Source organism: Synechococcus sp. WC10meta (genome assembly GCF_047461475.1).
Genome location: NZ_JANSHF010000027.1, coordinates 1 through 11,082, shown reverse-complemented (window position 1 = coordinate 11,082; position 11,082 = coordinate 1). Strand labels below are relative to the sequence as shown.

The 11,082-nt window shown below is 61.1% G+C and carries 11 protein-coding genes and 1 tRNA gene; 8 read left to right on the top strand and 4 right to left on the bottom strand.

Going from position 1 to position 11,082, the window contains the following annotated elements; translation table 11 throughout:
- The 6 genes from NW804_RS10050 to gatA all read left to right on the top strand — a co-directional run.
- Positions 1-296, top strand: a 296-nt coding sequence (locus tag NW804_RS10050) for a ferredoxin (RefSeq protein ID WP_414423455.1), incomplete at its 5' end; no start/stop codon positions are given.
- Positions 297-433: 137 nt separating this feature from the next.
- On the top strand, positions 434-751 hold the full coding sequence (locus NW804_RS10045; RefSeq protein ID WP_414423454.1) for a hypothetical protein: 318 nt from the start codon (positions 434-436) through the stop codon (positions 749-751).
- A gap of 70 nt (positions 752-821) precedes the next feature.
- Positions 822-1,460, top strand: coding sequence for a Uma2 family endonuclease (locus NW804_RS10040; RefSeq protein ID WP_414423453.1), 639 nt, complete (start codon positions 822-824; stop codon positions 1,458-1,460).
- Positions 1,451-1,523 (top strand) — tRNA-Ala (locus NW804_RS10035). The genes NW804_RS10040 and NW804_RS10035 overlap by 10 nt, the downstream gene beginning before the upstream one ends.
- A 76-nt stretch (positions 1,524-1,599) precedes the next feature.
- A complete protein-coding gene (locus NW804_RS10030) occupies positions 1,600-1,959 on the top strand; it encodes a hypothetical protein (protein ID WP_414410910.1) in 360 nt (119 codons plus the stop codon).
- A gap of 45 nt (positions 1,960-2,004) precedes the next feature.
- Complete coding sequence (gatA, locus tag NW804_RS10025; protein WP_414405638.1) at positions 2,005-3,504, top strand: Asp-tRNA(Asn)/Glu-tRNA(Gln) amidotransferase subunit GatA; 1,500 nt, start codon at positions 2,005-2,007, stop codon at positions 3,502-3,504.
- Here the strand turns inward: gatA and psb28 are convergent.
- The 4 genes from psb28 to gyrA form a co-directional block, all read right to left on the bottom strand.
- Positions 3,501-3,815 (bottom strand): photosystem II reaction center protein Psb28, encoded by a 315-nt coding sequence (gene psb28, locus NW804_RS10020; protein WP_414395904.1) that lies wholly within the window; start codon positions 3,813-3,815, stop codon positions 3,501-3,503. The two genes, gatA and psb28, sit on opposite strands and share 4 nt — an antisense overlap.
- Before the next feature lie 26 nt (positions 3,816-3,841).
- Positions 3,842-5,014, bottom strand: coding sequence for a glycerate kinase (locus NW804_RS10015; RefSeq protein WP_414423452.1), 1,173 nt, complete (start codon positions 5,012-5,014; stop codon positions 3,842-3,844).
- Positions 5,015-5,058: 44 nt separating this feature from the next.
- The gene (locus NW804_RS10010; RefSeq protein ID WP_414395907.1) at positions 5,059-5,454 is read right to left on the bottom strand and encodes a DUF760 domain-containing protein; all 396 of its coding nucleotides are present in this window, start codon (positions 5,452-5,454) and stop codon (positions 5,059-5,061) included.
- Positions 5,455-5,638: 184 nt separating this feature from the next.
- Positions 5,639-8,152: a DNA gyrase subunit A gene (gyrA, locus tag NW804_RS10005; protein WP_414423451.1), complete on the bottom strand. Its 2,514-nt coding sequence runs from the start codon at positions 8,150-8,152 to the stop codon at positions 5,639-5,641.
- Positions 8,153-8,349: 197 nt separating this feature from the next.
- On the opposite strand from gyrA, the gene NW804_RS10000 reads away from it, so the two are divergent.
- The gene (locus NW804_RS10000) at positions 8,350-10,041 is read left to right on the top strand and encodes a SulP family inorganic anion transporter (RefSeq protein WP_414410906.1); all 1,692 of its coding nucleotides are present in this window, start codon (positions 8,350-8,352) and stop codon (positions 10,039-10,041) included.
- Between the two features lie 52 nt (positions 10,042-10,093).
- Positions 10,094-10,933, top strand: coding sequence for a DUF6671 family protein (locus NW804_RS09995; protein ID WP_414423450.1), 840 nt, complete (start codon positions 10,094-10,096; stop codon positions 10,931-10,933).
- Positions 10,934-11,082: the final 149 nt, after the last annotated feature.

Genomic DNA, 11,082 nt, shown 5'->3' with positions numbered 1-11,082 from the left:
CTGTCTACAAAGTTCGGTTGATCAACGAAGAGCGGGGCCTGGACGTCACCATCAATGTGCCGGACAACGAGTACATTCTGGACGTGGCGGAGGAACAAGGGATCGACCTGCCCTACTCCTGCCGCGCCGGAGCCTGCTCGACCTGTGCTGGCAAGCTGGTGAGCGGCACCGTGGATCAAAGCGATCAATCCTTCCTGGATGACGACCAGATTGCCCAGGGCTATGTGCTGACCTGCGTAGCTTACCCTACTTCTGACTGCACCATCATCACCCACCAAGAAGAAGCCCTTTACTGATCGAGCTTGAGTTTCCGTCCCTACCCTTGGCCCCTCTTCCTAAGGAAGGGGGGTTTTGCTTTGAGCAGCCCCTCTCCCAGAGCGAGAGGTTTAGGGCGGTATGATTTCTGTAGCACCTCAACACCCGCTAGCGATCGATGACACCTGAGCAAGAGCAGTGGCTAATCCGTGCCGTCCAAGAGTTGCAAGCTGCCCAGCAAGAAATGCGCCTTGTCCAACAAAACCAGCAGCTTCTTATTCAGGAACTGCGCGAGGGGCAGGCGATGCTGGCCCAGTTTTTCCGCGAGGCCCTGGATCGCTTTGACGAACGCACCCGGGCTATTGAGCGCCGCACCGAAGCCCTGGAACGCCGCACGGAAGCGTTGGAGCGCCGTACTGACGAGATGGCCGCAGAGATGAGAGAGATGCGGCAAGAGATCCGGGATCTGCGCCGCGACTTTCTGGAACGGCGCTAGCCCAAGCGACCTCTAGCCCTTCTTCCTAAGGGGTTTTATTTTGGAAGGCTAGGATGACAACAGAGAAGTTATGGCTCTGGCCATGGGATCCGTTTCCGCACCCCCAACAGCTCGCCTGAGCTTGGCGGAATACCTTGCTTATTCAGATGGCAGCGACACCCGCTATGAGCTGGTGGCGGGGGAGTTGGTTCCTATGGCCCTTCCAACCGGACGGCATGTGCAGATTCAAAAGTTTCTCAGCCAGGTTTTCGAGGCAGAGATTGCGCGGCAGCAGTTGCCCTGGACAACAATCCAGGGCGGCCTAGGGATCCAGTCGCCGCGGGGCAACCGCTGGGATACGGTGCGGATCCCGGATGTGGTGGTGCTGCCTTTGCAGCAGTGGCAGGAGATGGGATCCCGAGAGGCGTTGATTCGTCTAGAAGACCCGCCGCCGCTATTGGTGGTGGAGGTGGTGAGCGAGTCCAGCCGGGCAGCAGACTACCGGGCCAAGCGGGCGGAGTACTGCGTCTTGGGGATTGGTGAGTACTGGATTGTGGACCCTTTGGAAGAGAAAGTAAGCCTGCTGCTGCTCTATGAAGGCTGGTACGACCTGCTGGAGCTAAAGGGATCCGAGCGGGTGCCCTCAAAGGTTTTTGTAGAGCTAGAGTTGCAGGCGAGGGAGATCTTGGCTGCCGATTCAGGTTATCCTAGTAAAGGCACGGGGAGTTAGCTCAGTTGGTAGAGCGCTGCGATCGCACCGCAGAGGTCAGGGATTCGAGTTCCCTACTCTCCATCGCCCTCACCCCTAGCCCCTCTCCCAGCAAGAGAGGGGTGGTAGGATTTCCTTATTCCGTAGTGCTTCAGTAACCATGACACCTGAGCAAGAACAGTGGCTGATTCAAGCCATCCAAGAGTTGCAAGCCTCCCAAAGAGAGCTGCAAGCCTCCCAAAAAGAGTTGCAAGCTGCCCAGCGGGAGCTGCGCCTTGTCCAGCAGAACCAGCAGGTTTTGATTCAAGAGCTGCGGGAAGGACAGGCGATGCTGGCCCAGTTTTTTCGCGAGTCAATGGATCGCTTTGACGAGCGCACCCGGGCTATTGAGCGCCGCACCGAGGCCCTGGAGCGCCGCACGGAAGCGCTGGAGCGCCGCACTGACGAGATGGCGAAAGAGATGAGAGAGATGCGGCAAGAGATCCGAGATCTGCGCCGCGACTTTTTGGAACGGCGGTAGCCCAAGCCCTCCAATTGGCATTTGCCCTTCCTTGCAAGTTGGTCTATGTCTGTCATCCGCACCCTCCACCGCCAGTTGGTAGCCAAAGAGCGCTCTGCCGAGGAGATTGCCCGCGAATACCTAGATCGCCTGCACCAACTGGAGCCGCAGCTTAAGAGCTTCATTACCGTCACGGAGGAGCTGGCCCTGCAACAAGCTAGAGCCGTGGACGCCCGCATCCGCGCCGGGGAGGAGATCGGCCCTTTGGCCGGGATCCCCTTGGCTGTCAAGGACAACCTCTGTACCCAAGGGATCCGCACCACCTGCGCTTCCAGGATCCTGGAGGGGTTCATTCCACCCTACGAGTCGACGGTGACGGCGCGGCTGGCAGCAGCCGGCATGGTGATGGTGGGCAAGACCAATCTGGACGAGTTTGCCATGGGCAGCTCCACGGAAAACTCGGCCTTTCAGCGCACGGCCAACCCCTGGGATCTGACGCGGGTGCCGGGGGGATCCTCGGGGGGGTCGGCAGCAGCGGTGGCGGCAGACCAAGCGGTGGTGGCCTTGGGGTCCGATACGGGGGGATCGATCCGCCAGCCGGCAGCTTTTTGTGGCGTGGTCGGCCTTAAGCCTACCTATGGGCTAGTCTCCCGCTATGGGCTAGTGGCCTTTGCCTCGTCTTTGGATCAGGTGGGGCCCTTTGGGCGCACGGTGGAGGATGTGGCCCTGCTGCTGCAGGGGATTGCTGGCCATGACCCCCTGGACTCCACTAGCCTTAGGGTGGAGATCCCGGACTATAGCCAGGCCCTGATCCCCGAGATCAAAGGCTTCAAGATTGGAGTCATCCGCGACCTGCTGGGAGAGGGGTGTGGGGAAGAGACGCGCGCTGCCGTGCAAGCAGCCATCCAACACCTAGAGGAGCTGGGGGCCGAGATCCTGGAGATTGACTGTCCCAGCTTTCGCTATGGCCTGGCTACCTATTACATCATTGCCCCTTCGGAAGCTTCTTCCAATCTGGCCCGCTACGACGGGGTCAAGTACGGCCTGCGGGAGCCTGCCGACTCCCTCTTGGCTATGTATGGCAAGACGCGCGCCCGTGGCTTTGGGCCGGAGGTGAAGCGGCGCATTATGCTTGGCACCTATGCCCTCTCAGCCGGCTACTACGACGCCTATTACCTAAAAGCTCAAAAGGTGCGCACCCTAATCAAGCAGGATTTCCTCAGGGCTTTTGAGAAGGTGGACGTATTGGTCAGCCCCACCACCCCCACGCCAGCCTTCAAAGCGGGGGAGCGGGAGGATCCTTTGAGCATGTACCTGTGCGACCTAATGACGATCCCCGTCAATTTGGCGGGCTTGCCAGCGCTGAGCTTGCCCTGTGGCTTTGCCGACGGCCTGCCCATTGGCCTGCAGATCATCGGCAACGTCTTGCAAGAGAGCAAGGTGCTGCGGGTGGCCTATGCCTACGAGCAGAGCACTGACTGGCACAAGCGCCGCCCCCCGCTACCGCAGCCCTCGGTTGAAGAGGCGAGGGGATCCAAGGCCAAACACCAGTCCGGCAGAATTTAGGCCCTGCCCATCTGGTGAGTTGCCGAGAAGCGCTCCATAAAGCGCAGGAAGCGCTCCCACTCGGCTTCGGTTTCCATGTCGTAGACTACCTCCAGGGCTTTGAATTCCCCGTTGAGGAACTTGGCCGTGATGTTGCGGGTAGTTAGCTCCCCCTCTTCGTCAATCATCCGCATGCCGAGGATGTTTTGCGTATCTGTCTTCAACTCCTCGAAGCGAAAAATGGCAGATCCCCGGCTGCCAGTTTTAGATTTCAGCAGCCGTACCTGGGTGGGTACTTCCTCAATGCCGGGAGAAAACTCAATTCTGGCCATGGCTTCCTAGAGTTACGATTCAAGCATTATAGCTGGCAAAAGGCCCGCAACTCTTGAGCAGCCAGCTGCTCTAGGTAATGGCTGGCCTGGCGCTGGGCTGCGGCCACATCCGGGATCCAGTCACAGAGAGCGCCTACCCGGATGGGGTGGGACTGGACTGCCAAGTTGGCTCGGGCGGCAAGGGAGGCCTGGCCACAGAGAATCAAGAGGGGCTTCTGGGCTGCCCTAGCCTGCTGCAGCACCACCCCTACCACTTTGCCCATGGTGCTTTGTTCGTCAAAGCGGCCCTCGCCGGTGACCACGAGATCAGAGCGACGGATGTGCTCCGCCAGGTTCAACTGCTGAGCCAAAAGCTGGATCCCGGACTCCAGGGTGGCCCCCAAAAAGGCCACCAGCCCTGCTCCTAACCCACCGGCAGCGCCAGCACCAGGGATCCCCTCCACTGCCCGACCCAGGTCGCGCTTGACCACTTCAGCCCAACGCTGCAGCGCTTGCTCCAATTGCTGCACCTGCTGGGGGGTGGCTCCCTTCTGAGGGGCAAAGACGGCGGCTGCCCCCAGCGGGCCGGTGAGGGGATTTTGCACGTCGCAGAGGCCGCGGATGCGCTTGCCCTGCCAGACCGGCTGCTCAGGCGGCTCGATGCGCGCTAGCCGGGATAGCTCTCCCCCGCCCCAGGCCAGGGGATCCCCCGCTTCATCCAAGAGGCGATAGCCCAAGGCCTGGGCCATGCCTGCTCCTGCATCCACGGTGGCAGATCCCCCCAGCCCTATCCAGATCTCGGCAACGGGCTCCCGACAGGCAACCCGCACCAACTCCCCCAAGCCGTAGGTGGTGGTGCGGGTAGGATCCCGCCGCTCGGGAGGCAGTAAGGTTAGGCCCGCCACCTGGGCTATTTCCAGCAGCGCCCGCTTCCCTGCCACCCCGTACTCGGCCCAGACGGGATCCCCTAGGGGGCCAGTAACCCATAGGCCTTTCTTCTCGCCTCCTAGCGCCGCTAGCCATACCTCCAGCGTGCCCTCTCCCCCATCGGCTAAGGGGAGCAGCTCCACCTCTGCCTCGGGCAAGACCTGGCGGAGGCCCCGGGAAATGCTCTCTGCGGCGGCCTTAGCCGTCAGGGATCCCTTGAAGCTATCCGGGCAGACTAAAATTCGCCGCAGCGGGCGGCTGAGCTGGGATGCCTTGAATGTCCTTGGTGGCACCAGAGGGTGGACTGAGCTGCAGGCCGACAAAGCCTAGCCCCCGGCTACTGAGCGCTTTCGCCTTCTGCCGGCGAAGGTTGATCCGCGCTGGAGGCCTGGGAGGCGTCGATGGCAGCAGGTGAGTTGCCCAAAGACTGCTCCAGGGCCAGGCGCTGCTCCATCACCCGCAGAAAATAGCCCCCCATCATCGCTCCAGAGAGCATCTTTGCCAAACTTTCACGGTTGGTAACGATTTGAACGCCAAATTGGTCGGACGGCAGACTGCCCAGCAGGCTGCGGATGTTATAGCCCAAGATCTCTAGCACTTCTGGAGAAGAATTGCGGGCAATATCCTGAAAAACGCTGGGATCCTGCGCCTGCAGGTATTGCCAGAGCCGGTTGTTGGGGCTAGGCGTTGGCACAGCCTCAAAGCCAGGAATGAAGTTGATTGGGCTGGACATGGAGTTACCAAGCTCCCCAAACACAGCAACTAAAGCCCAACGGGATGGCTTGCCTGATCCGTCAGGCTCTTGCCGCTCCCCCAATTTGGGCTATGCCCAGCTTACCACCTACGCCTTGCCGCCTTCGGTACGGGATCCCACCCTTTTGAGGCGGCAAATGCCGTACCTAAGAGCAGCCGGAGCTCTAGGGCGAGGGATCCCCGACAAATGAGGCCGGCACCACGGTTACCCCAACGATGCTGTCCTCGGGATCCAGGCGCTGCACCAGCACACCCGTTGCCTCGCGGGACTGAGCAGGAATGGCCTTAGCCAGCTGGCGCATGACCATGCCCCTGGCAGTGACCAAGAGGATCTCGTCCTCGGCATTGACGATGCGCAGGGCCGCTAGCTCATCCGACGCCTGGCGGAACTTGGTGGCGATCACCCCCTTGCCGCCACGGTTTTGCTGGCGGAAATGGTCAATGGCCAAGCGCTTGCCCCGACCTTCCTTGGTGATGACCAGCACCCAGGGATTGGCTAGCCGCTCTCCCTCTTGCTCAGCAGCCCTCACCGACTCGGCAGAGAGAATATCCATGCTGACGATGGCGTCGCCGGCGTTGAGGGTAATGGCCCGCACACCGCGAGCCGGCCGCCCCAGGGGACGCAGTTGCTCGTCGTCAGCCCGGAAGCGAATGCCCATGCCCTGGCGAGTTGCCATGACCACGTCGTCAGCCGGGCGGGCACGGCGCACCCAGCACAACTCGTCACCTTCTTCAAGAGAAATGGCAATCAGGCCATTGGAGCGAACGTTGGCAAAGGCGCTGAGGGCCGTTTTTTTGATGTACCCCCTGCGCGTGAGCATCACCAGGTATTCGTCCTCGCTAAACTCGCCTACGGGCACCATCGAGGTAACCCGCTCTTCCCGGCTCAGCGGCAGCAACTGGACAATGGCACTGCCACGGGCGGTGCGGCTCCCTTGGGGGATCTGGTAGGCGGGCAGAGTATAGGCCACCCCCCGATTGGTGAAAAAGAGAAGGGTGTCGTGGCTGCAACAGGCAAAAAATTGGGCAATGGCATCGTCTTCTTTGATGCGAGCGCCAGCCTTGCCGCGGGTGGCTCGTCCTTGCACCCGAAACTCTTCGAGATCCATGCGCTTGATGTAGCCCTGTTCCGTGAGGAAGATGACCGTCTCGCGGTTTTCGATGAGATCGGCCACCTCCAGCTCACCGTCCTCCAGGCAAAAGCGGGAGCGGCGCGGGCTCCCAAAGCGGGCTTTGAGCTGCAACAGCTCCTCGCGGATAATCTGCATCACCCGTTCCCGCCGGGTGAGAATGTCCCGCAAATCGGCAATTTGCCGCAGCAAGTCCTCGTGTTCGGCCTGGATTTTCTCGGCTTCCAGGGCCGTGAGGCGGCGCAGTTGCATTTGGAGGATGCCTTCGGCCTGCACTTCACTTAGCCCCAGTTGGCTCTGCAGCTCGGTTCGGGCGGTGGCAGGATCAGCCGCTTCCCGAATGAGAGCAATGACCCGATCCAGCTGCCCCAAAGCCACAAGGTACCCCTGGAGCAGGTGAGCTCGCTCCTCGGCTTTCTGCAGCTCGTGGCGGGTGCGCCGCTCGATGAGCTCTACCCGAAAGTCCAGAAAAGTCTGGAGCGCGTCCCGCAACGTCAAGGTGCAGGGCCTGCCGTTGAGGATGGCCAGCATGTTGACCCCAAAGCTGGTCTGCAGGGGGGTCTGTTTGTAGAGGTTGTTGAGCACCACCTGGGGCTGGGCATCCCGCTTCAGCTCAATGACTACCCGCATGCCCCTGCGGTCGCTCTCGTCGCGGATGTCGGCAATGCCCTCCAGTTTTTTCTCATTAACCAACTCGGCAATTTTTTCAATCATGGCTGCCTTGTTGGTCTGGTAGGGCAGCTCGGTGATGACAATGGCCTCCCGCGCCGGCCGGCCCGGCTGCTCGAGGGTTTCGATGGTGGCCACGCCGCGCAGCGTGATGGAGCCGTGCCCGGTGGCGTAGGCTTCGCGGATGCCCTCCTGGCCCAGGATCAGCCCGCCCGTGGGAAAGTCTGGCCCGGGGATCCACTGCATTAACTCCAGGCTGCTCAGGTTGGGGTTTTCGATGAGGGCAATCAGGCCGTCCACCAGCTCTCCCAGGTTGTGGGGGGGAATGTTGGTGGCCATGCCCACGGCAATACCGGAAGAGCCGTTCAGCAGCAACTGCGGGATCCGCGCTGGCAGCACCAGTGGCTCCTGCTGGGATCCGTCATAGTTGTCGACAAAGTCAACGGTGTTGGCGTCGAGGTCCTGCAGCAGGGCTTCTTGGGCAAAGGCCGTGAGACGGCACTCGGTGTAGCGCATGGCCGCTGGCGGATCGTTGTCAATGGAGCCGAAGTTGCCGTGCCCATCCACCAGGCGCTCCCGCATGGAGAAATCCTGGGCCATGCGCACCAGGGCCTCGTAAACCGCCTGATCCCCGTGGGGATGGTATTTCCCGATTACATCCCCCACCACCCGAGCGCACTTGCGAAAGGGCCGATCCGCCGTCAGGCCCAACTCGTACATGGCATAGAGGATGCGACGATGCACCGGCTTGAGGCCATCCCGCGCGTCTGGCAAAGCCCTCCCGACAATAACGCTCATGGCGTATTCCAGGTAGGACTGCGTCATCTCCCGCTGCAGGTCAGTGGAGATGATGCGCGCGGCCAACTCATTGTCGCTCATGGGATGGGAAGAATGCCAGTTAGCTTGACGCAGGCAAGGTAGCCCTAGTCTCAGTCTACCATCGGCCTTGTGAGGAGCTTCCCGCCGAGGCTGCTCGGGGATCCCTGAAGAAGTTCATAGGTAAAAGTCTATTCTCTAACTTAGCCTTAGGGTAACCCTCAATGATAGGCTGCCTATAGCGTTGAGAGTGGCAAGGTATGGTACAGGCTGGCGGAGGCAATCTTCTAAGGGGCTGGCGTCAGCGTCTAAGTCTAGAAAACTGGCGCGGGGATCTCTTCGGTGGCCTGACGACGGCAATTGTGTCCTTGCCGATGGCCCTAGCCTTTGGAGTGGCTTCCGGGGCGGGGCCAGTGGCAGGTCTTTACGGGGCGGTGTGTGTGGGCTTTTTTGCGGCCCTGTTCGGCGGTACCCCCACCCTCATCTCCGAGCCCACCGGGCCGATGACGGTGATGATGACAGCAGTCATTGCCAAGGTTACCGCCCGCTATCCCGAGCAGGGGCTGGCGCCGGCCTTCACGGTGGTCATGCTGGGGGGGCTGTTTCAGATCTTGTTTGGATCCCTGAAGCTGGGCAAATACATTACCCTCATGCCCTATAGCGTTATCTCCGGCTTTATGTCGGGGATTGGCTGGATCATGATTTTGCTGCAGATCCCGCCGCTGTTGGGCCACGCTAGCCAGGGGGGAGTCATCGGGGCCGTGCGGAACCTGCCGACCTACCTGCTCAACCTCAAGGTGCCGGAACTGGGGTTAGGTCTGCTAACGCTGGCAATCCTTTTTGGCTATCCCAAGCCTTGGCGGCGGGCGGTGCCGCCCCAGCTGGTGGCCCTGGTGTTGGGAACGTTGGTGGCCAGCTTGTTCATGGCGGATTGGGATTTGCGGCGCATTGGCCCCATCCCCACTGGCTTGCCGCAGGTGCAATGGCCCCAGCTGCCCTTTGCTGCCTTGGCCAGCCTGGTGTTGGACGGGGTGGTGCTGGGCATGCTGGGCTGCATCGATACCCTCTTGACGGCGGTGATTGCCGACAACCTCACGCGCACCCGCCACGACTCTGACCAAGAGCTGATTGGGCAGGGAATTGCCAACCTGGTCTCTGGCTTCCTGGGGGGCTTGCCGGGGGCCGGCGCCACCATGGGCACGGTGGTGAATATCCAGTCGGGGGGACGTACTCCCTTGGCCGGTATCCTCCGCGCCCTCATCCTCTTGATGGTGGTGCTGTTTGCTGCTCCCCTGACCCAAGGGATCCCGATGGCCGTGCTGGCGGGGATTGCTTTCAAGGTGGGGGTGGACATCCTCGACTGGAGCTTCCTGAAGCGGGCCCACCGCCTCTCCCTCAAAGGGGCAGCCATTATGTACGGGGTGATGTTCATGACCGTATTTGTGGATCTCATCGCCGCCGTGGGAGTGGGGGTGTTCGTGGCCAACTTGCTCACCATCCAGCGCCTGAGCGAGCTTCAGTCGGAAGAGGTGAAAGCCATTACCGATGCGGACGATGCCGTAGACCTCACCCCGCGGGAAAAGGAATTGCTGCGCCAGGGCCGCGGCCAGGTGCTGTTGTTTTACTTGAGCGGCCCGATGATCTTCGGGGTTTCCCAGGCCATTTCCCGCCAATATCAGGCGGTAGCCTCCTGCCAAGCTTTGGTGGTGGACCTATCGGATGTGCCGATGCTGGGGGTTTCGGCGACCCTCTCCCTGGAAAATGCCATTCGCGAGGCCCTAGATCGCGGCAAACAGGTGTGGATTGTCGGCGCCAGAGGCCGCATCCGGCAGCGCTTGGAAAGCCTACGTTTGCCCCTGCCGGCGGAGCGGTTTGTGGAAAGCCGAGAGGCCGCTTTGGCCGAGGCCGTCGCCCACTTGGGCTTGGCGGCAAAACCCAGCCCCCTAGTTTGAGCCATCTCGACTTGCCCGAGGACAAAAGCTGTAGGCTTTTTGCAGCACCTCTATGGACTGGAAGGGTCGGATTGCCTACTTGGCAACCCTGCATCGCAAAGAGGAGGTGATTGCCCCTCTCTTGGCCGAGCATCTGGGGATCCAGGTGCAGGTGATACCTCTAGGCACCGACCAATTCGGCACCTTCTCGCGGGAGCGCCCCCGGCCAGGGGATCCCCTCCACACCCTACGTCTAAAGATCGAGAGAGCCCGCCAAGCTTACCCTGCCCCCTTGGTTTTGGCCAGCGAGGGATCCTTCGGCCCCCATCCCCAGATCCCTTGGATGCCTTGGAACCAGGAATGGGTCATGCTCAAGGTTTTTGAATCCGGCGCGGATCCCTTGGAGCTGGTGGGCTATGCAGAAAGTACCCAAACCAATTTCAGCCATCGCTGGGTGCAAAGTTTTGCGGAAGCGCTTGACTTTGCCCAAAAAGTCGGTTTCCCCGAGCATGCCCTGATCGCCCTCGACCAGCCGGAAAACCCCCAAGTTATCCACAAAGGGATCCAAGACGAAGCAACCCTGAGGCAGGTGGTGGAGGAGCTGCTGGCCCGGCAGCAGGGGCTGCACCTGGAAACCGACATGCGGGCCCTGTACAACCCAACCCGCCTGCAGGTCATCGCGGCAGCCACCCAAAACCTCATTGCCAAAGCCCAAAGCCTCTGCCCAGCCTGCGGCACTCCCGGCTACTGGCGCATCCGCCCCCTGGCAGGCTTGCCCTGCGGCCAGTGTGGTGCTCCCACCGCTGTAACCAAGGCATGGATCTATGGCTGTGCCCGCTGTTCCCACACCCACACCGAGCCTGTGGCAGAGACTTGGGCGGATCCGGCTCAGTGCCCCTTTTGCAACCCCTAGCTTCCCGGCGCCCCCTCCAACTTCCTCAATGGATCCCAGGGCGAGGGCTCTCCTCTAGTCCTTGATTCACTGGACAATCAGCCACTTTGTGGCATGACCAACCTCCTGCCTTGACGGAGATGGGCTGAGCTAGTAGGCTTGCGAGTACA